This is a genomic window from Natronococcus occultus SP4 (assembly GCF_000328685.1).
Taxonomy (GTDB): domain Archaea; phylum Halobacteriota; class Halobacteria; order Halobacteriales; family Natrialbaceae; genus Natronococcus; species Natronococcus occultus.
This window is the reverse complement of record NC_019974.1, coordinates 1926182-1949050: the sequence shown is the minus strand read 5'-3', so window position 1 is coordinate 1949050 and position 22869 is coordinate 1926182. Positions and strand designations below refer to the sequence as shown.

The 22869-nt window shown below is 63.7% G+C and carries 25 protein-coding genes and 1 tRNA gene; 17 read left to right on the top strand and 9 right to left on the bottom strand.

Annotation, left to right across the window (positions count from 1 at the left end; genetic code table 11):
- Window positions 1–36: 36 nt before the first annotated feature.
- A complete protein-coding gene (locus tag NATOC_RS09680) occupies window positions 37–1311 on the bottom strand; it encodes a molybdopterin molybdotransferase MoeA (protein ID WP_015321254.1) in 1275 nt (424 codons plus the stop codon).
- A gap of 110 nt (window positions 1312–1421) precedes the next feature.
- Between NATOC_RS09680 and NATOC_RS09675 the strand changes: the two genes are divergently transcribed.
- From NATOC_RS09675 to NATOC_RS09650, 6 genes are all read left to right on the top strand, one after another.
- Entirely contained in the window at window positions 1422–1787 is a 366-nt protein-coding gene (locus tag NATOC_RS09675) for an Hsp20/alpha crystallin family protein (protein WP_015321253.1), read from the top strand.
- 66 nt (window positions 1788–1853) lie between these two features.
- Window positions 1854–3461: an ABC1 kinase family protein gene (locus NATOC_RS09670; protein WP_015321252.1), complete on the top strand. Its 1608-nt coding sequence runs from the start codon at window positions 1854–1856 to the stop codon at window positions 3459–3461.
- A 57-nt stretch (window positions 3462–3518) separates the two neighbouring features.
- Complete coding sequence (locus tag NATOC_RS09665) at window positions 3519–4574, top strand: enolase-like domain-containing protein (RefSeq protein ID WP_015321251.1); 1056 nt, start codon at window positions 3519–3521, stop codon at window positions 4572–4574.
- Between the two features lie 136 nt (window positions 4575–4710).
- Entirely contained in the window at window positions 4711–5130 is a 420-nt protein-coding gene (locus tag NATOC_RS09660) for a hypothetical protein (RefSeq protein WP_015321250.1), read from the top strand.
- Between the two features lie 6 nt (window positions 5131–5136).
- Window positions 5137–5340: a helix-turn-helix transcriptional regulator gene (locus tag NATOC_RS09655; RefSeq protein WP_015321249.1), complete on the top strand. Its 204-nt coding sequence runs from the start codon at window positions 5137–5139 to the stop codon at window positions 5338–5340.
- Between the two features lie 85 nt (window positions 5341–5425).
- Window positions 5426–6505, top strand: coding sequence for an aminotransferase class I/II-fold pyridoxal phosphate-dependent enzyme (locus tag NATOC_RS09650; RefSeq protein ID WP_015321248.1), 1080 nt, complete (start codon window positions 5426–5428; stop codon window positions 6503–6505).
- 32 nt (window positions 6506–6537) lie between these two features.
- Here NATOC_RS09650 and NATOC_RS09645 read toward each other — a convergent pair whose 3' ends face one another.
- Window positions 6538–7083 carry a hypothetical protein gene (locus tag NATOC_RS09645; RefSeq protein WP_015321247.1) on the bottom strand — a complete coding sequence of 182 codons (546 nt, stop codon included), beginning with the start codon at window positions 7081–7083 and terminating at the stop codon, window positions 6538–6540.
- A 142-nt stretch (window positions 7084–7225) separates the two neighbouring features.
- On the opposite strand from NATOC_RS09645, the gene NATOC_RS09640 reads away from it, so the two are divergent.
- From NATOC_RS09640 to NATOC_RS09630, 3 genes are all read left to right on the top strand, one after another.
- On the top strand, window positions 7226–7600 hold the full coding sequence (locus tag NATOC_RS09640; protein ID WP_015321246.1) for a translation initiation factor IF-5A: 375 nt from the start codon (window positions 7226–7228) through the stop codon (window positions 7598–7600).
- Window positions 7600–8451 (top strand): agmatinase, encoded by an 852-nt coding sequence (speB, locus tag NATOC_RS09635; protein ID WP_015321245.1) that lies wholly within the window; start codon window positions 7600–7602, stop codon window positions 8449–8451. The genes NATOC_RS09640 and speB overlap by 1 nt, the downstream gene beginning before the upstream one ends.
- Before the next feature lie 72 nt (window positions 8452–8523).
- Complete coding sequence (locus NATOC_RS09630) at window positions 8524–8862, top strand: DUF7344 domain-containing protein (protein WP_015321244.1); 339 nt, start codon at window positions 8524–8526, stop codon at window positions 8860–8862.
- Here NATOC_RS09630 and NATOC_RS09625 read toward each other — a convergent pair.
- The gene (locus tag NATOC_RS09625) at window positions 8859–9764 is read right to left on the bottom strand and encodes an acetamidase/formamidase family protein (protein ID WP_015321243.1); all 906 of its coding nucleotides are present in this window, start codon (window positions 9762–9764) and stop codon (window positions 8859–8861) included. The genes NATOC_RS09630 and NATOC_RS09625 overlap by 4 nt on opposite strands.
- 109 nt (window positions 9765–9873) lie before the next feature.
- Here NATOC_RS09625 and NATOC_RS09620 point away from each other — a divergent pair, with 109 nt between their 5' ends.
- The 7 genes from NATOC_RS09620 to NATOC_RS09590 all read left to right on the top strand — a co-directional run bounded on the left by NATOC_RS09620 (window position 9874) and on the right by NATOC_RS09590 (window position 17274).
- Window positions 9874–10068, top strand: coding sequence for a cold-shock protein (locus tag NATOC_RS09620; RefSeq protein ID WP_015321242.1), 195 nt, complete (start codon window positions 9874–9876; stop codon window positions 10066–10068).
- A gap of 115 nt (window positions 10069–10183) precedes the next feature.
- Window positions 10184–10834 carry a class I SAM-dependent methyltransferase gene (locus tag NATOC_RS09615; protein ID WP_015321241.1) on the top strand — a complete coding sequence of 217 codons (651 nt, stop codon included), beginning with the start codon at window positions 10184–10186 and terminating at the stop codon, window positions 10832–10834.
- Between the two features lie 245 nt (window positions 10835–11079).
- On the top strand, window positions 11080–13554 hold the full coding sequence (locus NATOC_RS09610) for a cbb3-type cytochrome c oxidase subunit I (protein WP_015321240.1): 2475 nt from the start codon (window positions 11080–11082) through the stop codon (window positions 13552–13554).
- 124 nt (window positions 13555–13678) lie between these two features.
- Entirely contained in the window at window positions 13679–14170 is a 492-nt protein-coding gene (locus tag NATOC_RS09605; RefSeq protein WP_015321239.1) for a universal stress protein, read from the top strand.
- A 49-nt stretch (window positions 14171–14219) separates the two neighbouring features.
- A complete protein-coding gene (locus tag NATOC_RS09600) occupies window positions 14220–14993 on the top strand; it encodes a Nif3-like dinuclear metal center hexameric protein (protein WP_015321238.1) in 774 nt (257 codons plus the stop codon).
- A 287-nt stretch (window positions 14994–15280) separates the two neighbouring features.
- Window positions 15281–16132 (top strand): hypothetical protein, encoded by an 852-nt coding sequence (locus NATOC_RS09595; protein ID WP_015321237.1) that lies wholly within the window; start codon window positions 15281–15283, stop codon window positions 16130–16132.
- Window positions 16133–16230: 98 nt separating this feature from the next.
- A complete protein-coding gene (locus NATOC_RS09590; protein WP_015321236.1) occupies window positions 16231–17274 on the top strand; it encodes a deoxyhypusine synthase in 1044 nt (347 codons plus the stop codon).
- Window positions 17275–17303: 29 nt separating this feature from the next.
- Here NATOC_RS09590 and NATOC_RS09585 read toward each other — a convergent pair whose 3' ends face one another.
- Window positions 17304–17690 (bottom strand): pyridoxamine 5'-phosphate oxidase family protein, encoded by a 387-nt coding sequence (locus NATOC_RS09585; protein ID WP_015321235.1) that lies wholly within the window; start codon window positions 17688–17690, stop codon window positions 17304–17306.
- Between the two features lie 53 nt (window positions 17691–17743).
- A complete protein-coding gene (locus NATOC_RS09580; protein ID WP_015321234.1) occupies window positions 17744–18409 on the bottom strand; it encodes a glycosyltransferase in 666 nt (221 codons plus the stop codon).
- A 203-nt stretch (window positions 18410–18612) separates the two neighbouring features.
- Between NATOC_RS09580 and NATOC_RS09575 the strand changes: the two genes are divergently transcribed.
- Entirely contained in the window at window positions 18613–18855 is a 243-nt protein-coding gene (locus tag NATOC_RS09575) for a hypothetical protein (RefSeq protein WP_015321233.1), read from the top strand.
- A gap of 409 nt (window positions 18856–19264) precedes the next feature.
- On the opposite strand, the gene NATOC_RS09570 is transcribed toward NATOC_RS09575, so the two are convergent.
- From NATOC_RS09570 to NATOC_RS09555, 4 genes are all read right to left on the bottom strand, one after another.
- Window positions 19265–19948, bottom strand: a complete 684-nt coding sequence (locus NATOC_RS09570; protein ID WP_157224610.1) for a hypothetical protein — start codon at window positions 19946–19948, stop codon at window positions 19265–19267.
- A gap of 40 nt (window positions 19949–19988) precedes the next feature.
- Entirely contained in the window at window positions 19989–20756 is a 768-nt protein-coding gene (locus NATOC_RS09565; RefSeq protein ID WP_015321231.1) for a hypothetical protein, read from the bottom strand.
- A gap of 33 nt (window positions 20757–20789) precedes the next feature.
- Window positions 20790–21827, bottom strand: coding sequence for a hypothetical protein (locus NATOC_RS09560; RefSeq protein ID WP_015321230.1), 1038 nt, complete (start codon window positions 21825–21827; stop codon window positions 20790–20792).
- 127 nt (window positions 21828–21954) lie between these two features.
- Window positions 21955–22034: transfer RNA gene (locus tag NATOC_RS09555), tRNA-Met, on the bottom strand.
- Window positions 22035–22869 lie beyond the last annotated feature (835 nt).

The window sequence follows — 22869 nt, the reverse complement described above, 5'->3', positions numbered from 1 at the left end:
GAAGCGGTCAGCTGTAGCGCTCGATCGAAGCGACGATCAGGGATGGGACTCCCAGTCCTGGACCGCGACCGTCTCTCCCTCGGCGATCCCCTCGCGGTCGTCGTCGACGACGACCCAGCCGTCGGCCAGCGCGACGCTCGAGAGGACGCCCGAGCCGCTAGCGCGGGTCGGGGTCGCCGCGAACGCGGGTTCGTCTGCGGCGGCGTCCTCGCGTTCCTCTAGCCGAACCCGCGCGAACGTCCGGGTGCCGGGTTCGCTGGGAATCTTGCGCTCGAGGACGGCCGGCGTGGTCGGGTGGGGGTCGGGAGCCGTCCCCTCGAGCCAGCGCAGCGTCGGCCGGAGGAACTGGACGGCGTTGACGATACAGGCGACGGGGTACCCCGGCAGCGCGAGGACGGGCGTCTCCTCGACGATCCCGAGACAGACGGGGTGGCCGGGTTTGAGCCCGACGCCGTGGACGAGTACCTCGCCGAGGTCGTCGATCACTTCCGGGAGCAGGTCCCGCTCGCCGACCGAGGAGCCACCGGTGGTGACGACGACGTCTTTCGTCAGATCGCGCTGGATCGCGACCCGCAGCGACTCGGCGTCGTCGGTGACAACGTCGCGGTAGGTCGCGTCGGCTCCCCAGCGCTCGACCATCCGCGAGACGGTGAGCCCGTTCGTCTCGATGACCTCGCCGGGCCCGGGATCGGTGTCGACCAGCTCCTCCCCGGTCGGAACCACGCCGACGGTCGGTCGCTGTGCGACCTCGAGGCGGTCGTAGCCGACCGACCGGAGCAGTCCGATATCGGAGGGACGCAGGCGGTGGCCCGCGTCGTAGAGCTGGGTCCCTTCCGCGACGTCCTCGCCGATCGGGGCGACGTTTTCTCCCTCGGCGACGGCGTCGTCGACCTCGAGCTCCCCGACGTCCTCGAGCTCCTCGACGTGTTCGATCATCACGACGGCGTCGGCCCCGTCGGGCAGGGCGCTGCCCGTGTGGACCCGAACCGCCCTGTCGGGGCCGACGGCGCCGTCCCGGTCACCGATCCGGAGCACCTCCGGGGAGCGGTCGCTCGCCCCGAAGGTGTCTGTGGCTCGGACGGCGTAGCCGTCCATCGCCGCCCGTCGGTAGTGGGGAACGTTTCTCGCGGCCGTGATCGGCGCTGCCAGCACCCGGCCGTCGGCCCGCTCGAGCGGGACCGTCTCGGTACCCGTCGACGGCTCGTCGGACTCGCCCCCGACGGCCGCCTCACTGAGAATCCGGCGCGCCTCGTCGACGGGCGTTCGCTCCTTGAACCCCGCCTCCTTGCGCTCGCGGTCGGCTCCTTCCATACGCTGACTCGGGTCGGCGGGACCCAAAAGGGTACGGGACCCTGCCCACCGCTCGGCCGGAACCGACCGCTACCGCGGGGTTTTTCGTACCCGCGTTCGAACCCACGCCCATGTCAACGCTGCGCGACGCGTTGCGGGACCTCTCCGAGGACGTTTTCTTCGATCTCCTCGAGAGCGACGACGCCTACCTCCTCGTGCTGGACGTCCCCGGGGCCACGGCGGAGTCTGTCGAGGTCACTGTCGCGGACGGGACGGTCGTGGTCGAGGCCCGGCGGCAGAAGCTCGACGACGGCGAGTACCGGTACCTCGAGGAGAACCGGCCGCTCCTGGTCGACCTCGAGCTTCCGCTTCCCGACGACGCTGCAGGCGAGACGGCGGTCACCGTCGAGCGCGGCGTCCTCGAACTGACCGTTCCGAAGCGTCCGTCGGGTGGCGAGACGCCCCTCGACGTCGCCGACCGCGAGAACGCGGGGTGACTGAGGCTGGCGAGACTCCGTGCGTACCGCCGGTTCGCCGTCGTCGCCTGGCAGTTCCTCCCGCTGTTGCTCGCGTACGCCCGCGACCGCCGCCGGTTCCTGCTGTTTGGCTCGCGGCGACGGGTCGATCCGGAGACGCGACGCCGTCGCGCACAGACCCTCCTCGAGTCGCTGTTGACCCTCGGCCCGACCTTCATCAAGCTCGGCCAGCTGCTCTCGACGCGTCCCGACATCCTCCCACCCGAGTACATCGACGAGCTTGCGGCCCTGCAAGACGACGTGCCACCCGCCGACTGGCCCGAGGCAAAGCGCGTCCTCGAGGACGAACTCGGCCCGGTCGACGCCCGCTTCGAGGAGTTCGACACCGAGGCGATAAGCGGGGCGAGCCTCGGCCAGGTCTACCGAGCCCGGATCGACGGCGACCCCGTCGCCGTGAAGATCCGCCGCCCCGAGATCGAGTCGCTGGTCGAGGCCGACCTGCGGGTCATCCGCTGGTCGCTGCCGATACTGCTGTACTTCGTCGACGAGTCCCGATCGTTCTCGCTGGAGAACCTCGCCGACGAGTTCGCGAAGACGATCCGCGAGGAGATGGACTACGAGCGGGAGGCGACGATGCTCACCGAGATCCGAGCGAACTTCGCGGACGACGATCGGATCCTCGTCCCCGAGGTCCTCGAGAGCCACTCCGGCCCGCGCGTACTCACGATGGAGTACGTTCCGGGGACGAAGATCAACGACGTCGAGGAGCTCGACCGCAAGGGGATCGACCGGAGCCAGGTCGCGGAGAACCTCCAGCGGGCCTACCTCCAGATGATCATCGACGACGGGGTCTTCCACGCCGACCCCCATCCCGGCAACCTCGCGGTGGCCGACGACGGAACGATCATCTTCTACGACTTCGGGATGTCCGGCCGGGTCGACGAGTTCGTCCAGGGAAAGATCGTCGAGTTCTACATCGCAGTCGCCAACCAGGACATCGACGCAATCCTCGACGCGCTGATCGAGGTCGGAACCCTCTCTCCCGAGGCCGACCGGGCGGTGATGGCCGAGGTGATGGAACTCGCCATTCAGGACGCCCGCGGCCAGGAGATCGAGCAGTACCGCATCCAGCAGATCGTCGGCCAGATCGAGGACTCGATCTACGAGTTCCCCTTCCGGCTGCCGAAGAACCTCGCGCTGGTGTTGCGGGTCGCGACCGTCGTCGAGGGGGTCTGTGTCACCCTCGACGAGGAGTTCGATTTCATCGCGACGGCCACCGACTACCTGACCGAGCAGGGGTACCGCGAGGAGTCGATCCGCCAGTACGCCGAGCAGACGGGCCGCCAGATCCGCGAATCCGGCGAGTCGCTGACCCGAATCGCCCCCAAGACCGAGCGCACGCTGGATCGGCTCGACCGGGACAACCTCTACGTCCGGGTCGGCGTCGAGGACTCGGAAGGCGTCTTCGACACGCTCGCGAAGCGACTCGTCTACGGAATGTTGCTGACGATGTCGTTGTTCTCGATGGGTGTGCTGTACGCGCTGGGGGCGCCGGAGGCGTCGATCGTCGCTGCGGTCTTCTCGGTGATCGTGCTCGTTCAGCTCTACCGGTCGTTCCGCGACAGGGGCGGCTCGCTGCAGGCGAAGCCGCAGTTCACCCGACAGAACCTCCGTCAGCGCCGCCGCGAGGAGTAGCCGGACCGAGGCTGCCGCCACTGCAACCTTCTTTCCGCTGGCTCCCGAGGCTTCGGTATGCGCTACGATCAGCTCGCCGACCTGTCGCTGACGATCGAGGACGTCTCGATGGACCGCCTCGAGCGCGAGACCTCGAGCGGGTTCACCCGCGTGACGACCGAGTTCGTCCTCGAGGGGCCCGACGGCGCCGTCGGCAGGGGCGAGGACGTCACCTACGAGACCGAGGAACACGACGCGCTCGCCGAGGCCGGCCCGCCCGACCTCGCGGGCGAGTACACGATCGACGACGTCTCGGCTCGGCTCGCCGATCTCGATCTGTTTCCCGCCGGCGCGCCCGACCGCGAGGTCTTCCGGAACTACCGACGCTGGGGGCTCGAGGCCGCCGCGCTGGATCTCGCGCTCCGCCAGGCCGGGACCGATCTGGCAACGCGATTCGACCGCGAGTACGAGCCGGTACGGTTTATCGCCAGCACACGACTCGGCGACGAGCCCTCGACCGATCGGGTCGACGCGCTGCGCGAGGCAGTGGCCGACGTCGAACTCAAGCTCGATCCGACCCCCGAGTGGGACGCCGCGCTGGTCGAGGCGCTGGCGGCGACCGACGCCGTCCGCGTCCTCGATCTGAAGGGCCAGTACCACGGTACCGAGGTCGACGTCGAGGCCGACCCCGAGCTGTACGAGCTGGTGATCGAGGCGTTTCCCGAGGCCGTTCTCGAGGATCCGGCGCTTGAGGACGACACCGAGGCGCTGTTCGAGAACGAGGACGTCCGTTCGCGGACCTCCTGGGACGCGCCGATCCACGGGCTCGAGGACGTCCGGAACCTGCCGTGGGAGCCCGAGTGGTTGAACATCAAGCCCTCGCGGTTCGGCTCGCTCGAGTCGCTGCTCGAGACGATCGACTACTGCCTCGAGCGCGGGATGACGCTGTACGGCGGCGGCCAGTTCGAGCTCGGCGTCGGGCGGGGCCAGCTTCAGGCGGTAGCGTCGCTGTTCTACCCCGACACGCCGAACGACGTCGCGCCGGGGGCGTACAATGATCCCGAGGTGACGGGCGAGCTCCCGGAGAGTCCCCTGGAGCCGCCCGCGGATCCCAAGGGCTTTCGCTGGTCCTGAGGCGACGAGGCGGGAGGTCGGTTCGCTATTCTCCATCGAATTCCTACTGGATTTGCTGAAATAGCCGATCTCCGAACAGCCGGTAGCTTTAATACTGGCTGTAAAGTACGCTTTACTGTAAAAGGTGTTTTACACCATGAACACCACCCTCAATTCGGTCGGCATCACCAAGCGGACGTACGAACGAATCGCGTGGATACTGGTCGGATTCGGCTGTCTCGGCCTCTGGTCGGGCCTCTATTTCGGTGCACAACTCGCGGGCACGATCATCTACCTCGTGGCAGTCTGGGCCATGATGGGGATCGTGTTCGGGCTTCCGCGCGTTACCGAGACCCACCTCTCCGACGAACGCGACGAAGCCTATCACAACCGCGCTAGCGGCCTCATGTTCTCGATTGCGGCGATCGGAACGATCAGCGTCGTCCCGGTACTCTACGTCCTCGATGCGGGCGGCTACTTCACCATCACGTCGACGATGTGGGGCGGGATCTACGTCCTGTCGGCCCTCGCACTCCTCTACGGACTCTGCTACGGAATCGTCCTCTGGCGCAACTAACGATCTATGGAAAATCAGGTCACGGAACGTCGGAACGAACGGGGGCTGAGTCAGGGTGAACTTGCCGAAGCTGTCGGCGTAACCCGTCAGACGATCAATTCGATCGAGCGCGAACGGTACGATCCATCACTGGAACTGGCCTTCAAGCTGGCAGCGTACTTCGACTGTCGCGTCGACGATCTCTTCGATCCGGATCTCGACGGCGAGTAACGCCGAAATCGGGCACGGCTCTCGAGTCCAGTGGATCAACACCGAACCACCAACCCGTATTACCGACTCCCGCGAACCCTCGAGCATGCAGATCGACACCTTCGGGCTCGAGCGCTGGTTCGCCAAGTACGAACACGAGGCCGAGATCATGCTCGCGGAAAGCGGTGTGCGGAGCCTCTCGACGGATCGCTTCGATACCGACCCCGGCGAGCTGGGGTACGTGATCCCGACGAACGGCGACCCCGAGCTCCGGGCGCGGATCGCCGAGCGCTACGACCGGACTGCCAGCGAGGTCCTGTGTACCTGCGGGACCCAGGAGGCGAACTTCCTGGCCGTCCTCTCGGCGCTCGGTGACTCGCCGTCCGACTCCGCCTCGGGGCGTCCTCACGCCGTCGTCGTCACTCCAACCTACCAGGCGCTCCACGCCGTCCCTGACGCCGTCGGCAAGGTCACCCGGGTTCCTCTCGAGCCACCGACCTGGGAGCTCGACGTCGACGCCGTCGCCGACGCGATCCGCCCCGAGACGCGACTCGTCGTGCTGAACAACCCGAACAACCCCACGGGTCGGTACCACCCCCTCGGGAAAGTCGAGGCGCTGTACGACCTCGCGGCCGACAACGACGCCTACCTGCTCTGCGACGAGGTTTACAGGCTGCTCGCCGAGGACCCGCTGGCGCCCGTCGCGAGCCTCGGTCCGCGTGGTCTCTCGACCGCGAGCCTCTCGAAGGCCTACGGGCTCGCGGGACTGCGCTTTGGCTGGCTCGTCGGCGACGAGGACGTCCTCGAGACCGCCTGGAACTGGAAGGATTACACCACCATTTCGCCCTCCGTATTCGGCCAGCACGTCGCGAAACAGGCCCTCGACCGGGAACGGGAGATCCTCGCCGAGAACCGCGCGCTCGTCGCCGAGAACCACGATCGAGTACAGTCGTTCCTCGAGAAACACGACCTCGAGTGGTACGACCCCGTGGGCGTCAACGGCTTCGTCACCGTCCCAGAGGGCTTTGAGACCGGGAAGGCGTTCTGTCGGGCCGTCCTCGAGGAGGGTGTCGTCCTCGCGCCCGGGGAGTTCTTCGGCCACCCCGATCGGTTCCGGATCGGGTTCGGGCTCCCGACCGCGGAACTCGAGGACGGACTGGAACGGATCGAGCGCGTCCTCGAGTAGCGGCGGACGAACTCGGCCGGATCCCATCTCGGCTACGACCGACACGGCTCCCACAGCGCAGCGACCGAGTCCTCGTCGCCGTCGGCACGTTCGACGTCCCGCCGGAGGTCGAACGCCCGATAGCGATCGTTCGCGAGCAGCTCGTCGGCCAGCGCCGCCGGAACCGTCACCCGTCGACACGCTCCCTCAACCAGCAGGCCGTCGGGGCCGAACGTGAACTCGACGTCGTAGGACTCGACGCGCCCGTCCCGCTCGCGGAAGCGGGGATGGGCTGCCTCGAGCGCACTCGCGACGTACTCGAAGACGAGCCCCATCCCCGGCGCATCGGTCGTTCCGAGCACGATTCGAATCCGCGGTGCGTAGACCGGATCGCCGTTGTGCCCCTCGAGGACGTCGAGCCGTCGAACCCTCGGCGCACGTTCCAGGTGTGACCCCGTTCCCGGCCCCATCGACTCGGCGAGTTGGTCGTCGACGTCCTCGAGAAGCGGCGAGCGACGCCGTCGCGATCGGCGGCGGTGGAGCGACAGCCCGACGCCGACGAGGACGACGAACAGCACCGCCGCGAGCACGGTTCGCATCGTCTACGGGTTCGGCAGGTGGCGTCGAGGGGATTTCGGTTTTCGATCGCCCACGAGACCCGGATCGGGGCGTGGTAGCGGATTTCACCCTGCGAGGGGCCATTCCAAACGGTTTATGGCCGTCGGTTGATTACGCCGGGACATGGCGAAACAGCAGCAAGAAGTTCGCGACCTCCAGGAAGGAAGCTACGTCGTCATCGACGACGCCGCGTGTAAGATCAACTCCTACTCGACGGCGAAGCCGGGCAAGCACGGCAGCGCCAAGGCCCGCATCGAGGCTGAGGGCGTCTTCGACGGCAAGAAGCGGTCGCTCTCCCAGCCCGTCGACGCGAAGATCTGGGTCCCGATCATCGAGCGCAAGCAGGGTCAGGTCGTCTCCGTCGACGGCTCGGACATGCAGGTCATGGACCTGGAAACGTACGAGACGATCACGATGAAGGTCCCCGACGACCAGGACGTCTCCCCCGATGAGAACATCGAGTTCCTCGAGATGGAAGACCAGCGAAAGATCATATAATGTTTCCCGGGGCGACTGACGAGCGCGAGCGAACCGACGGGACGGGCCAACCCGACCGTACGGACGCGAACTTCGTGGTCGTCGGCGCGCCCCTGGACGCTTCGACGACCTTTCAGCCGGGGACCCGCTTTGGCCCCCGGCGCATCCGCCACTTTGCCGAGACGTTCGACGACTACGACCACCGAACGGACCAGTACTTTTCGGAGCTTGGCGTCGTCGATCACGGCGACGTTCGACCCTGGGACGACGTCTCCGAGTATCTCGAATGGCTCGAGGGGACGGTCCGGGACGTCGTCTGGGACGAGGCCATCCCCCTCGTACTCGGTGGTGAACACACCGTCACGCTCGCTGGCGCCCGGGCGGTCGAGCCCGAGGCGCTGGTCGTCCTCGACGCACACCTCGACCTTCGCGACGAGTACGACGGGAACCGCCGCTCCCACGCCTGTGTCACCCGACGGATCCTCGAGGACGTCGCGTCCGTCGAGGAAGTCGTCGTCCTCGGAGCCAGAACCGGCAGCGAGGCGGAGTGGGAACGGGCGAGCGAGCCCGACGTGACGATCGTTCCGCCCGAGGACGTCGCCGACTGGGAGCCGGAACCGGCGCTGCTCGATCGGGAACTGTACTGTAGCGTCGACATCGACGCGGCCGACCCCGGCTACGCGCCGGGAACCGGGACGACCGAGCCGTTCGGGCTCGAGCCCCGTGAGATGCGCGACGTCGTACGCGCGATCGCACCCGCCGTAACCGGGTTCGACGCCGTCGAGGTCAACGACCGCGACGACGGCCAGGCGGCGTCGCTGGCCGGCAAGCTGGTCAGGGAGTTCGTCTACACGCGCTCCGAGCGCGCCTGACCGTCCCTCGCGCGGCGCTGGTCCCAACCAGTTAGGGGCTACCGTTGTGCGAGTCGTCGTCCAAGCCGACGTATGTCGCGTCGGGACGTAACCGAGAGTTCTCCGAGGACCGTCTGGCGATTGCTCGCGGATCCACATCGACGATACCTGCTCGAGCGTCTGCATCCGGGAGAGCCGGTAACGCTGTCATCGCTAGCCGCCGAGATCGCCGCCCGGGACCGCGGCGAGCCGGTCGAAGCGGTCGATCCGCCGCGCCGCCGTCGGGTCGAGATCGCCCTCGCCCACAACCACCTGCCGCGACTCGCCGACTGGGGCGTGGTCGCGTACGACCCCTCGACGAACCAGGTCGTCCTCACTGCCGATCGCGAGACGCGTCGGCTGCTCGAGGCGTCGCTGCGCTGGATCTGTTAAACCGGTTCCTCGAGGTACGCCTTCGGAACCGCATTGCGGGCGGTCACGAGCGGGTCGACGACCTGGCTGATCTCGAGCCCGCCGACCAGACTCGAGAGCATGTAGGCGTCGGTCAGATCCCAGCCGTGCTCGGCCGCGAGCAGTTCGCTCGCGTCGCGGTTGGCCAGCCGGCAGGCCTCCTGGAGGGTCTCGGCGCTGGCAATCGTCTTCCAGGCGTCGGCCGTCTCGACCAGCGGCCGCTCGAGGCCCGGCTCGGGCGCCGAGACGACCTCGAGGGTGACGTCGATCTCGGTGGCGATCTCCGCGCCGGTGCCACACATCTCCCCGTCGGCCATCGCGGCCTTGCAGTCGCCCATCGCGAGCAGCCCACCCTCCTGAAACACCGGGAAGTACGCGACCGAGCCGGCGGTCATGTCGGTCGTATCGAGGTTGCCGCCGTGATCGTGGGGAACCAGCGTGGTGTAGGCGTCGGCCTCGGTCGCGACCCCGATCGTCCCGATAACGGGTTCGACGGGGATATCGAGGTCGCCGAACGCGAGCGCGTCGTCCTCGACCGACAGCAACCGCGTTCGGGGCGCCTCGATCCCTCCGTCGCCGTCGAGCAGGCCGAATCCGCCGATCGTGACCACTCGTCCCTGCTCCTCGGTGAGTCGGATCTCCTCGATCTCGACCCGCAGGACGTCGCCCGGCTCGGCACCCTCGACCGCGATCGGCCCCGTCGCGGCGTTGACCTGCGAGGGAATCGACTCGATCACGTCGGCCTCCGTGTGGATCGTGCCGTTCAGGCTGTCCTGTGTCTCGATCGTCAGCTTCGTGCCGGGCTCGACGGTCGCGATCGCCTCGAGATCAGGGGTAAACTCGTAGACGACGCCGTCCTCGTACGTCACTTGTTCACGTACCATACACTCACTGCTACGAACGGGGGGATCCTAAAACGGTCCCTCGATGCAGTGCGTGTGTCGGCGATCGTCACCCTCGGATATATATGGCCGGACGCCGGAGGTATAGTCGATGCCAACCGGAACGGTCGACTTCTTCAACGACACTGGCGGCTACGGCTTCATCGAAACCGACGAGAGCGACGACGACGTCTTCTTCCACATGGAAGACGTCGGCGGTCCCGACCTCGAGGAGGGTCAGGAAGTCGAGTTCGAGATCGAACAGGCGGACAAGGGTCCGCGCGCGAAGAACCTCACGCGCCTCTGATCGAAGTCCTCGAGGACTTCGATCCGCGACGACGTACCGGGCGCTCGAGGACGGGCGGCCAGCGACGCGTTCAGCAAGCGGCGCCGACGAGAGGCCGCCGAATTACCGTTTTTCTATGAACACCGACGAGATCCACGATCGATGGGCGGACCGAACGGGTGCCTACTCTCCGGCGTACTACGCCCACTACGGGCCAAACGAGACGAGCGAACTGCTCTGTGAACTCGTCGGCCGCGTCGTCGGTCCCGACGCGACCGTCCTGGAGCTGGGCTGTAGCTCCGGTCGCCACCTCGCCCACCTCCACGAGCACGGGTACGACGACCTTCACGGCGTCGATATCAACGCCGAGGCGTTCGAAGTGATGGAGCGAGCCTACCCCGACCTCGCCGCAGCGGGAACGTTCCACCACACAACCCTCGAGGAGTTCGTCCGGGGGTGCGAGACGGATGCGTTCGACGTCGTCTACTCCGTCGAGACGCTCCAGCATCTCCACCCCGACGCCGAGTGGGTGTTCGACGAGCTGGTTCGGCTGGCGTCCTCGCTTCTCGTCACCGGCGAGACCGACGCCGACGGACCGGCGGACGACACATCCGAGGACGTCGCCGGCTCCCCGACCGTGACCGAGGTCCGGGAGGCCGACGGGATGCCTCTGTACGTCCGTGACTGGAGTCGGGCCTTTACCGATCGGGGGTGGATCGAACTCGAGGACGACGCGACTGTTCTCGATTACCACACGCTCAGGGCCTTCCGGCCGCCCGCGGAGTGAGAATCCCACTCCGCCGCGACCGAACCGCGAGCGGGAATCGATTGCCGCAGCTGGCTTAAAAACGACCTTGCAAGCGCACTGGATATCTTCATTCCCCCGACAGTCGAGAGGGTTCCCTTGCCCATGGTTCTCGCTTCCCACTCTCGGAAACGCCGGCATCGCCGCCCGGCGAGCGACGTTCCGTTCGAGTTCCGACGGCCGTGGCCGATCGGCAGGCGGCACGGTTGGCTCGGAGGTGGGGTTCGGTGAGCGATCTGCCGCCGAAAACGAGCGTCAAGCGGTGGTTAGTGACGACCAACCACAAGGACGTCGGGATCCTCTACATCGTGACCGCCCTGTTCTTCCTGGTCGTGGGCGGCGTGATGGCGCTACTGTTCCGGGCGCATCTCTGGGAGAGCGGCGGAACCGGCCTGCTCACCGACAGCCAGTTCAACCAGGCGGTCTCGACTCACGGCTTGCTGATGGTGTTCTGGTTTCTCTCGCCGATCGCCTCCGGATTCGCGAACTACTTCGTCCCCTTACAGATCGGGGCGAAGGACCTCGCCTTCCCGCGATTGAACGCCCTGAGCTACTGGTTCTACCTGTTTTCGGGGATCCTGTTCGGGATCACGTACTTCCAGGGCGGCTCGTTTTCGGGCGGGTGGACGATGTACGCGCCCCTGAACGTCCCGATGTACACGCCGGCCCTCGAGGCCACGTCCGGTGGTAACGGCGTGGTACTCGCCCTGATCCTGTTCGTCCTCTCGATCACCCTCGGCTCGGTCAACTTCATTACGACGATCCACCGCTCCCGGGCGGAGGGGCTTGGTCTGTGGAACATGCCGATGTTCACCTGGACGTGGCTGTTGACCGTCTGGATGATGCTGTTCGCGTTCGCGGCGCTGCTCGCCGCGTTGCTGTTACAGGCCTCGGATCGACTCTTCCTGACCCAGTACTTCGCGACCGACCAGGGGTCGGGCTTGCTGTGGGCTCACCTGTTCTGGTTTTTCGGCCATCCGGAGGTGTATATCGTCTTCTTCCCTGCGCTGGGGATCATGCTCGAGGCGTTCCAGACCTTCACCGGGCGGCGACTCGTCGGCCGGAAGTGGGTCATCATCGCGATGGTGCTGATCGCGGTGCAGTCGTTCCTGGTCTGGATGCACCACATGTTTCTGACGACCATCAACTTAGAGATCAAGACCCTGATGATGGCGACGACCATCGGGATCTCGTTACCGTTCGACCTGATCGTCTTCGCGCTGATCTACACGATGGTCAAGGGCCGAGTACGGATGACGACGCCGTTTCTCTTCGCGCTGGGCGCGCTCGTCCTCTTTATTCTGGGTGGCATTACGGGGGTGTTCCTGGGCGCGGTCGTACTGGACTACGAGTTCCGGGGCACCTACTGGGTCGTCGCCCACTTCCACTACGTGATGGCCTCCGGCGTAACGGCGCTGGTCGGCGGGCTCTACTACTGGTGGCCGAAACTCACCGGGCGGATGTACTCCGAGACGCTCGGCAAGCTCAACTTCGCAGTCTACTTCGTCGGCTTCAATCTGCTGTATTTCCCGCAGTTTATCGCCTGGGAGACGCCCCGACGCGTCTTCCACTACACCGAAGGCGTCGAGATCTACCACCAGCTCTCGACGGTCGGCGCGTTCGTCTTCGGGGCGTCGTTTCTGATCCTGTTCGGAACGCTGGCTCACAGCTTCGTCGCGGGGCCGCGAGCGCCCGAGAACCCCTGGGAGTTCTCTCGGACCGCCGAGTGGGCGATCCCCTCGCCCCCGCCGCTCGAAAACTGGGACGGCCGTCCCAGCTACGCCAGCGGTTCCCTCGAGTTCGTCGAGGACTCGCCGGCCGAGACGGACGGCGGCGTCACCCACGAGGGACCTCCCTCCGCGGCGGCCGCGGAGGAGGCCCACGCCGACCACGCCAGCGTCTGGCCGCTCGGCATCGGATTCGGGATGTTCGTCTTCTTCCTCGGACTCTCCGGCATAACGCCGTACACGATCTCGTTCGCCGAGGGAACCGGAGTTCCGCCCGACGCGCTCGTCGGTACCGGTGCCGAACAGAGCGTCGTGTATCCGATTCTGGTCGTTCTCGGCGTGGCAATTCTGGGATACACCCTGTTCGAGTTCGGCCGCGAGCAGTTCGTCGTCCCCGAGATGGCTATCGCCGAACGCTGGCCCGTCGAGGGTGCCGGCACCACGAAGGTCGGCGTCTGGGTATTTCTCGCCTCGGACGTCGTCGTCTTCGGCGCCATCATCGGCGCGTACATCTTCATGCGCCTCCACGCCGGGTGGGGCGAGTGGACGACCGTTCCGTTTGCCTCTTGGCCCGGGCTGTTGAACACGTACGTCCTGCTGACCTCGAGTTTCACCGTCGTCCTCGCGCTGGTGATGGCCGAACGTGAGAACAAACGGGGGCTGCTCGCGGCGCTGGGTGCGACGCTCGCGCTCGGGCTCACGTTCATGGGCGTGAAGGGCTACGAGTACAGCGTCAAGTTCGCCGACGGCGAGTACTGGTGGTACGGAATCGAGTACTCGATCTACTACGTGACAACCGGGATGCACGCGTTACACGTGATCTTCGGCCTGCTGATCGCCGGCTTCATGATCTATCGGATCTGGTCGATCGACGCCTACCTCGAGGACCACCGACCGGTGGAGTTCTTCGGTCTCTACTGGCACTTCGTCGACATCGTCTGGGTCATCCTCTTCCCGCTGTTCTACCTGCTCTGATGGGCCCCGAAGCGGGCTCTCGCCCCGGTCCGATCGTGCTCGCCCGACCGTCGTTTCTTCATCGGTGTACGTGTTCCAACACTTACCATAGTTGTTTGGTATCGTCTCTCGTAGTTCCGAACGTATGTTCGAACGAATCCTCCTCCCGACGGACGGCAGCGAGCGGGCGGAGCGGGCGGCGCCGTACGCCGTCGAGTTGGCCGAGCGCTTCGACGCGACGCTACACCCGATCTACGTCGTCGACACCGAGGCTATCAGCCACGCGCTCGGTCCAGAACAGGTCGATCGGATCAATGCCGGTCAGTTCGCGGAGATGACCGAGCTCCATGAGCGGGCTGCGGCGGCGGTCGACGGGGTTCGGGAGTACACCCCGGGCGACGTCGACGTCGACCCGGTGATCGAGGCCGGGAACCCCCGAACGGTGATTACCGAGTTCGCCGCGGAGCAGGGCGTCGATCTCATCGTGATGACCTCGCAGGGGCGGGGCGGGGTCAGGCGCGCGCTGTTCGGGAGCGTCACCGAGGCGGTCGCTCGCGATACGGACGTCCCCGTCCTGGTCGTCGACGCGACCGACGACGCCGTCGATCGGGCCGAACCCGAGCGCGAACCCGCCTGACCGAGCGCGATCGCAAGGTTACAAGCCCTCGGCGTCCTACCGATCGGCTATGTCCCTCGATCTCTCGACGTTCGCCGATCGACTCGACGAGCGGCTTCGCACCGACGACTACGCCGACATCGACGCCAGCGCGAACGGCCTCCAGGTCGGTCCCGACGAAGGGACCGTCGAGCGGGTCGCGTTCGCCGTCGACGGCGCCGTCGAACCCTTCGAGGACGCAGCCGTGGCCGACGCGGACGCCGTCGTCGTCCACCACGGGCTCTCCTGGGGCGGGTTCGACCGGGTCACCGGGCGGACCTACGATCGCCTCGAACCGCTGTTCGAGCACGACATCGCGCTGTACGTCTCCCACCTCCCGCTGGACGGCCACCAGGAGCTGGGCAACGCCGCCGGCGTCGGCGACGTCCTCGAGCTGGAGGACCGGGCGCCGTTCGGCGAGCTGGGTCCCGAACACATCGGTCAGTGCGGTACCGTTCCGGAGCCGACGGCGCCCGACGAGCTCGTCGACCGCCTCGAGTCGGAGCTGGTGACCGACGGGCAGCCCGTTCGGCTCCTCGAGTTCGGCCCCGACGAGATCGAGGACGTCGCGATCGTCACGGGCAGCGGCGTCGACTGGCTCGACGAGGCCGTCGAGCTCGGCGCGGACGTCCTCGTCACGGGCGAGGGGAAACAGCAGGTCTACCACGAGGCCAGGGAGGCGGGGATCCACGTCGTGCTGGCGGGCCACTACGCCACGGAGACGTTCGGTGTCCGTGCGCTCCAAGAACTCGCCGAAGGGTGGGGGCTCGAGACGACGTTCCTCGAGGCGCCGACCGGGCTGTAGACCGTCGTTGACGAGGGATGGGGCTGCGTACACCGTCCCGGGCACGCGTAACGGCCCCGTACGGGACCGGAGCCCGTCGACAGGCGCGACCGCGAGCGTTCGGTCGGGTCGTGTAGGTCGTTTCCGGCCGTGACCGCCTGTCTGTCGGTTCTTCGGCAGCTATGACGACAGGGAACCGTTCCGAGCGGCTGTTGGCCCCCGTGAACCGCGCTGCAGCCTCCCGATAACAATGGTCGTCGCAGGAGAACCCGCGTCCGTTCTCGGGGTCGTTCCCGGGGAGACAACCTATGACACGAGAGATCCCCTCACGACGAGAGTGGTTGCGACGGGTTACCGTTACCGCGGCGGTGATCGGCGGCGCGTCGAGTTCGGTCGCCGCCAACACGAGGACGGACGAACCGATACCCGACGGTGGCGAGACGGGGTCGGCGTGTCCGGAGCCCGATGCCGGCGCCGTCGACGTTCGGCTCGTCCCCGCCTGTGTCGACGACGGGACGGCCGTCTTCTGTGTCACCAACGACGGCCCCCAGGAGACCGTCCTCGAGTGGCGAGCCGTCGCTCCGCCGGAGGAACGCATCGAGTTTGTCGACTGTCAGACGGTACGGGTCGTCGGCGAGTTCGAGGACGTAATCATCGAGGCGACGTTTCTCTCGAACGGCGAGATCGGCAACGTCATCGAACCGGTCGGCGCCGTCGACGGCGTTCGGACGTTCGACGTCCGCGAGATCGAGGGGATCCCGGACGACGCGATCGCCGGCACCGTCCAGGCGTTCCGGGACGGTCCCGTCGTCCCCGGCGCCGGCGATCTCACGGCCTCGAACCCCGAGTTCGCCGCCTGCCAGGAGGCGTTCTTCGGCGAGGTACTCGTCGGGGACGAGGACGACGAGCCGGAGCCGACGGCCGACGAGGACGTCGAGCCCGACCCCGACGAACTCACGTCGCTGACGGTGCCGGCTGAGGCGACGACCTGTTTCGCCGTCGACGCTCCCGACGGCCCGGTCGCCGTCCAGCTGTTCCGGGACGGGGAGCTGCTCGTCGAGCGCACCAGCGCTTCCGACGTGGCGTGTCCGCGTCCGATCGAGCCCGGCGACGACGGCGTCCTCGAATCGCCGACAACGGTTCTCGACGAGCGGCAGTAAGGGTGTCGCCGCACCGTCGGCAGTGACGGGCGCGGTCCGGAGTTGACTCGGTCCGCGAGACCGCGGCGTTGAAAGCGCTGGCCCGCCGACTCGAGAACATGACCGACGACCACGACAGCGCCGAGGACGCGGGCCACGAGCCCGAGCGAGAGACGTTCGAACACGATCCCATCGGCCATGCCGAGGCTCGCGCGGGGATGACCGTCGGCGAACTCGCCGACGAGTACGGTAACGCGGGCGTCGGCGCGGCGAACCTCCACGAGGCCGTCGACGTCACCGAGGCGATGTTCGACGACGACGTGACCGTCTTCTTCGGCCTGGCGGGTCCGATGGTGCCGACTGGAATGCGCCGGATCGTCGCTGACCTGATCCGGGACGGGTACATCGACGCGCTGATCACGACCGGAGCGAACCTCACCCACGACTCGATCGAGGCGATCGGCGGCAAGCACCACCACGGCTGCGTGGAGGCCGAGGGGAAAACGGAGCGCGAACACGACGAAACGCTGCGCGACGAGGGGGTCGACCGAATCTACAACGTCTATCTCCCTCAGGAGTACTTCGCGACGTTCGAGTCGCACCTCCGCGAGGAGGTCTTCCCCGTCCTCGAGGCCGAAGCCGAGGAGTCGGGTCCCGTCTCGATCGAACGCCTGACCCGCGAACTGGGACGGGCCAACGCCGAGATCAACGAACGAGAGGACATCGAGGAGGGTCCGGGGATCGCCGCCGCGGCCTCCGAGCACGACGTGCCGATCTACTGTCCGGCGGTCCAGGACTCCGTGCTGGGACTGCAGGCCTGGATGTACTCCCAGACCTCGTCGTTCTCGCTGGACGCCCTCGCGGACATGACCGCGCTGACCGACCTCGCGTTCGAGGCCGAAGAGGCCGGCGCCTTCGTCGTCGGCGGCGGCGTACCGAAGAACTTCACGCTCCAGACGATGCTGGTCGCGCCCGGGGCCTACGACTACGCGGTCCAGCTGACGATGGATCCCCAACAGACCGGTGGGCTCTCGGGGGCGACCCTCGAGGAGGCCCGCTCGTGGGGCAAACTCGAGACGGACGCCGAGAACGTCTCGGTGTACGCCGACGCGACGATCACGCTGCCGCTCGTGGTGGCTGCCACCCGGGAACGTCTGGAGTAGCGGGCGCGTCGATCCCGGCAGTCTGAGGGTCAGTACGTCCGATAGCTCGCCGTTCCGACGTCGACTCGAACGAGCCGGTTCTCCTCGTAGGCGTCGGTGGGCGCGCCGTACTTCTCGTTGATCCGGCGTCTGGCCGCCTCGGTCTCGGCCTCGTCCTCGATCACGCTCGCGGTGCCAAGCAGCGTCACCATCCACTGCGTGTCGCCGTCGTCGTCGTTCTGGATCGACAGCGCCACCTTCGGGTTCTCCCTGACGTTCTCGAGTTTCCGTCCCGTCGTGACGATCTCGACGAGATCGTCCTCGTAGCGAAACCAGACGGGCGCGACGTGGGGGCGCCCGTCGACGGAGGTGGCGAAGTGGGCCATCACCGGCTCGTTCTCGAGCAGTCGTTCGGCTTCGGGTGGAACCGTCGTCACGGCTCGACGTTGGACGTGGATCCGCAAAAGCGACCGCCGCGCGGCTGCCGGACTCAGACCGACGCCCGGAGCCGACCCACGTCGAGGGTGGCGTAGTGAAACAGCGTCCCCGCCAGCCCGCTGTCGGCGATCCGTCGGCCGGAGCTCTCGACGAGCACCGCGTCGTGGTAGTCCGTCGGGAGCCGTCGGCCGAGTCGACGGCTAAAGGCGGTGTCCTCGTTGGGGACCTCGGGGAACCCCCCGGTTTCGAGGAAGGCCTCCCCGTGGACGAAGAAGTTGAATCCGGGCAGGATCGGCCGTTCGAGCCGCGGGAAGACGTGGTTGATCGTCCCCTCCATCAGCTTCGCTCGCAGGGGTCCGGTCATCCGACAGGCCGAGCTGGCGGCCGCGACGTCCTCGCGCTCGGCGAACCCGAGCAGCTCGGTCAGGTAGTTCGGGCGAACGCGGGTGTCGGCGTCGATGAATGCCAGCCACTCGCCCGTCGCGTCCCGTCCGCCGCGATTTCGCCCGGCGGCGATGCTCGAGCCGGTTCCCTCGAGGACGGTCGCGCCGCGTGTCCGGGCGATATCGGCGGTGGCGTCGGTCGAGGCGCCGTCGACGACGATCGTCTCGTACTCGTAGTCGGTCTCGAGGGCCGCGATGCTCTCGAGACAGTCGGGGAGGTAGTCGGCCTCGTTTCTCGCGGGGACGACGAAGCTCACGTCCGGTGGGGCGCCCATTCGTATTCTCGAGTCCACCGTGCGTAAATATAACCGGTCGGCGTGCAGGTGCCGACGGCCGCGGCGATATTCGGTTAGTCATGAACATTTATTATGGTTCGGCTGGAAGGGTGGCGTACAGATGTCGGTCGTACCCGTACGCACGCTCGCCTGATTCTCCGACGACAGTACCGCCTTTCGACGACCGTCCCTCACGACCGACAATGAGCACCCACCCACACTACGCCCAGCCCGAACCGACTTCCGACCAGCTGACGACCGAGACGCCGTCCTCGCACGCGACAGCCGAGACGGCGACAACTGAGGCCGAGGCCGCGACGTCCTCGCGACCGACGGCGAGCGAACGCGCCCCGGCGACGTTCTCGAGGACGCAGAACGATCGCCTGCAGAATCTCATCGACGAGTGGAACACCGCCTTCGCGGCGGACGGGTCGAGCGCCGAGTGAACACGGTATTAGCGGAGATCCAAACCGTCTTTTGGCTCTCGAGCGTAGCCTCGCACGGCCGATGACGACCCACTCGCTCCGAGCCGGACTCGGCACCCGGTAGTGACGAGCCCTATGAGTGCCGAGGCCTCATTTCAACCACTTCCAGATAAATTTTGATGGTAGGTTGAGAAATAACTGTACAAGTGGAAAATATTCATCCCACTTGGGTCGATATTTATGTGATTGTAGCATTTTTCTGCTATAGCTGATATCAGTTAGTGGCCTCGGTCACCCGAGGACACCGTCTTTCGCCGGCAGTCACACTCGTAAATCATGATCTGATTAATGACCGTTCCTATGTGCTAATCACTCACGCGGCCAGCACAAAAATACTACCGAATAGCCCCAATCAAGCGGTCTGATAGATTTACTGCTGCGGTAACAGCCGGATAGTGGTTAACTCTCGACCACTCTCTGCATCAGAGAGAATCAACAGATTTGCGCCTTGTTGTACACCGGCTGTTTCCGAGAGTATGATCTCGAATACGAACGAATCTCGACCTGGTGGTGCTTTCCCTTCAATAGCTGTTTTGTTCTCTGATAGTCCAACACCCCGAATTCCAGAATGATTCCTGACCTTGACACCATCTGGTATCGTGAGATCGATGGTGAACTCCTCGATATTCGACCCAGTAGTAATCGGAAATTCCAGCACATACAGCCCATCATCCGGAGTAGCGATGTTCTCCTGCTCTTCATTGATCGCTGTCCGTCCAGATGATGTTCTCGCCCGGTAGCCGCATTTGAGAGAGAACGGGTATTTTCGGTGGTAGTAGAGGATCGCAGGCCCGGTGAAGACGCTGAGGAAGATCAAACTGACAAACAGACCGTGGCCAGCACCCACGGTGAGCGCGATGACAGAGGTGAAAAAGGTAGTTAGCCACCACCAGCTCGTCTCTTTGTAGTAGTGGACGAACTCTCTCAGCTCATAATCCAGTTCCTCTACACTTGAAACAGGACTCACAACAAACGATATTCCACAAATGACAGCTACTAACGCAACGTAAACGAAGAGAAGCTCCAGAACCGCTATTATCTGAGAGCCAAGCAAAGAATCCAGACACGAACGGGTAGAGGACATATCTTCGCAGTCAGGAGTTCAAAACATCTCGTTCAAAAAGTTGGATAAGGTACTCTCGAGAGTCTTCAGTCTCGGCATCCAGTTTTAGTTCTCCGCGCCGGTACCAGAAATTCGCGGTCCATCTTCTAAACCAGTACGTCGCTTCCACCTCGTCAATCAACGTACTGTAAATATCGATATCAAGATCTTGAATCCCTTCGATTTCGGATGAAGAATCTACTGCAGCTAGTGCGCTCTCGATGTTTTCGATGTTCCGGAGATCGCTAAATTCGGGATTTGTCCGTAGCGTCTCAATGGGGTCATCATATTGGAGGAGGTGCAGGAGTTGGACAGCATCATATGTGCCTTCTGGTCCACGGAGTCGTAGCGTCTCAACAGAGTCTGCCGCCTCAATAAACCGCCAGAATGAATCTCGCGGCAATGAAAGTGCCTCCTCTATTCGAGCGGTTGATGAAAGCTGCGTATTGATCTCGGAAAAGACTTCATCTGAGTCAACAAGATCGGTCGGTGTTTCGAGCAGGAACAAGCCAGAGCCAGCCCGGTACTGATATTCGCCGGTCTGTGTAAACGAGTCTCCTTTTCGGCCGGGAATCTCGAACGAAAAGGTGCCTGTGAGCCGTAGCTGCCCGTTGAACGGATAGTCTTCTATTTCTGGGAACGCGGTAATATGTTTGCGTTCAATTGACTGGATTTCCACGTTGGTCTCAGGCTGGTCACCAAGGTGTTTGGACCAGTATTTTTCAAGATCCTCGGCTTGACCCAGCCTGCTTGTGGACATAGTGTCTTGATGTTCGTCTTTTATCTCCCGTTGTTATGAAGCGTCTTCTACGGCTGCTGTTTCATAGGTATCATCTCCGATTCCTTGGCGTTTGCGCTTGTACCGTTCCTTTACCTCTTCCGGATCGAACCGGGCAATCCACCCTTCTTCTTCAGCGTTGTCGGTCATATCATCGAAGAAGGACGCTGGCGGATACCGTTCTTCTGGATCGAGTTGTTTCCAGTCCTCAAAGAGAGTTACCAGTTCGGAAAGGAGTCGCAGTGAGACACCCATTCGACGTAGATCGCTCAAAGTACTCAGTGGACTGTCGCTAACCTTCACATGGACTTTTCCACCGAACTCGATTTGAGCTTTCACTTGGTGATTGCCCATGATAAAGTTGCCCTGTATTTTGTCGATTTTCTTGCCAGAGAGGATAGGCGCAATCATGAGGACCGACCGCAGAACATTATTTGATTCCCTGACGTCTCCTGCACCCATATTGTCTTTCGTCTCTGCAGCAGTTGATCCACGAGTGATATTACGGACGCGTAAATCTGTCGAGAGAGGCTCCCCCTGGTATTGTTTATACAAAATCCAGAGGAAGAAATCAAAGTCAAAGTTAACTTCCTCCAGTTTTACATCTCCAGATAATGCTGCTAATAGATCATCTTGCTTTCGTTTGAGAAGCTGCTTCTGTCCTTTAAAAGCTACAACATCGTTTACATAGTCCCAATAAATACGTATCTCGTCGTGGTTGGGTAGAAAATACATCTCCTCTTTACCATCCTCATCATACCCCCACTGCTCCACCCAATCCTCGTCCACATACCGTAGTGCATGAAGCCCCTGAGCAAACTCCTCGGTTGCTTCTGATAACTCACCCATCTGCTGGAGCTTGTCAGGAAGTTCCTTCACCTCAAAGCCGGAATCCGGTTCATTTGGCGATCCAGAACTGTATTTATCGAAACGGTCCACAATCTCCTGTGGAGATACACTCCCTTCGCTATGTACGGATGTCTTGAACAAACCGTTGAACACTAACCACCCAGGATACTCGTAATCATCCTCGATAGTGGTGACATCTGACATACTGGGAAGAGGAGCAACTATAGCATAAATGTTGGGACGGAGGAATCACATTTAGAGTGTCGTACTAGGATGGGAAAATATGAAAAGAGGTTTTGGCGATATAGTCGCCAGCGGTTATAGGCTGTAGTGCAGCCGGTTGGAATCGAACCATCGGGTGTCCGCGCATATGAGGCCCGGTGGCTGTGTGCCAGCGTCGCCCACGGCCGCAGTTGTCAATCCTGAACGAACTTTACAACCAGCATCATCTGAATAGTCGCTCGTCACACAGGGGTAGGCTGCCGACCTGACTGACCTACAGGAACACGATTCGCTTTTCCAGGGATATCCTTCTCAAGGTCAGAGATCCACTCTTTCGACCGATCTACCTCGGACGTGGATTGCGTCTCATCCACTCCACTGCTCTCTTCCTAGCTTCGCGCAAAGTCATGTTTTCTCCGATGACTCGTTCCTCGCCTCTAACGACAGTCCAAACGTCCCACCCGTTTTTAGGTGCAGGACGAATATTTACGTTCGCGCTTACCTTGCGGTTTCGCCATAGCTTCCGGGTGTCTCCCACCATATATCAGTTCTTTGGACTTGCCAAAACATTCACCCTCGTGGATTACGGCGCATCCAATCTACTGCTTTTCGGCGTGCTTCTTCTTTTGTGTCTGCTGTACCGATTGTTTGAAGCGTGTCCCTCTCCACGTCAATCCGGTAGTGTCCACCATGCGTTCTCCCGTAATCAACTCGCGTTCCAGTTCTATCGTTTTGCCAGGACTGTTTACCTGTTTTAGACCAATTCTTGATTTTCCCACCGTGTCGTCGTCTTACCACTTTTATCAACCGATACATATAATTTCGTAAGATTCATTTAAATAACTAAGCATCCGAAAGTTCGGGCGTACACGACAAACGAACACTCCGCGATCTTCCTTACCGTAGAGGGAAAACGCCCGTAGCGGTTTCCCGATACCCTGATATAGTCAAAACTCTGGAGACATACCGCTAGAATCTGGCACATCTGTTCAAGTCCAGAAACAGATGTCACTCCAAATCTGAC

Coding starts and splice junctions, on each gene's coding strand:
- NATOC_RS09680 (WP_015321254.1), bottom strand. CDS start 1,311: ATGGAAGGAGCCGACCGCGAGCGCAAGGAGGCGGGGTTCAAGGAGCGA.
- NATOC_RS09675 (WP_015321253.1), top strand. CDS start 1,422: ATGTCAACGCTGCGCGACGCGTTGCGGGACCTCTCCGAGGACGTTTTC.
- NATOC_RS09665 (WP_015321251.1), top strand. CDS start 3,519: ATGCGCTACGATCAGCTCGCCGACCTGTCGCTGACGATCGAGGACGTC.
- NATOC_RS09660 (WP_015321250.1), top strand. CDS start 4,711: ATGAACACCACCCTCAATTCGGTCGGCATCACCAAGCGGACGTACGAA.
- NATOC_RS09655 (WP_015321249.1), top strand. CDS start 5,137: ATGGAAAATCAGGTCACGGAACGTCGGAACGAACGGGGGCTGAGTCAG.
- NATOC_RS09650 (WP_015321248.1), top strand. CDS start 5,426: ATGCAGATCGACACCTTCGGGCTCGAGCGCTGGTTCGCCAAGTACGAA.
- NATOC_RS09645 (WP_015321247.1), bottom strand. CDS start 7,083: ATGCGAACCGTGCTCGCGGCGGTGCTGTTCGTCGTCCTCGTCGGCGTC.
- NATOC_RS09640 (WP_015321246.1), top strand. CDS start 7,226: ATGGCGAAACAGCAGCAAGAAGTTCGCGACCTCCAGGAAGGAAGCTAC.
- speB (WP_015321245.1), top strand. CDS start 7,600: ATGTTTCCCGGGGCGACTGACGAGCGCGAGCGAACCGACGGGACGGGC.
- NATOC_RS09630 (WP_015321244.1), top strand. CDS start 8,524: ATGTCGCGTCGGGACGTAACCGAGAGTTCTCCGAGGACCGTCTGGCGA.
- NATOC_RS09625 (WP_015321243.1), bottom strand. CDS start 9,764: ATGGTACGTGAACAAGTGACGTACGAGGACGGCGTCGTCTACGAGTTT.
- NATOC_RS09620 (WP_015321242.1), top strand. CDS start 9,874: ATGCCAACCGGAACGGTCGACTTCTTCAACGACACTGGCGGCTACGGC.
- NATOC_RS09615 (WP_015321241.1), top strand. CDS start 10,184: ATGAACACCGACGAGATCCACGATCGATGGGCGGACCGAACGGGTGCC.
- NATOC_RS09605 (WP_015321239.1), top strand. CDS start 13,679: ATGTTCGAACGAATCCTCCTCCCGACGGACGGCAGCGAGCGGGCGGAG.
- NATOC_RS09600 (WP_015321238.1), top strand. CDS start 14,220: ATGTCCCTCGATCTCTCGACGTTCGCCGATCGACTCGACGAGCGGCTT.
- NATOC_RS09595 (WP_015321237.1), top strand. CDS start 15,281: ATGACACGAGAGATCCCCTCACGACGAGAGTGGTTGCGACGGGTTACC.
- NATOC_RS09590 (WP_015321236.1), top strand. CDS start 16,231: ATGACCGACGACCACGACAGCGCCGAGGACGCGGGCCACGAGCCCGAG.
- NATOC_RS09580 (WP_015321234.1), bottom strand. CDS start 18,409: ATGGGCGCCCCACCGGACGTGAGCTTCGTCGTCCCCGCGAGAAACGAG.
- NATOC_RS09575 (WP_015321233.1), top strand. CDS start 18,613: ATGAGCACCCACCCACACTACGCCCAGCCCGAACCGACTTCCGACCAG.
- NATOC_RS09565 (WP_015321231.1), bottom strand. CDS start 20,756: ATGTCCACAAGCAGGCTGGGTCAAGCCGAGGATCTTGAAAAATACTGG.
- NATOC_RS09560 (WP_015321230.1), bottom strand. CDS start 21,827: ATGTCAGATGTCACCACTATCGAGGATGATTACGAGTATCCTGGGTGG.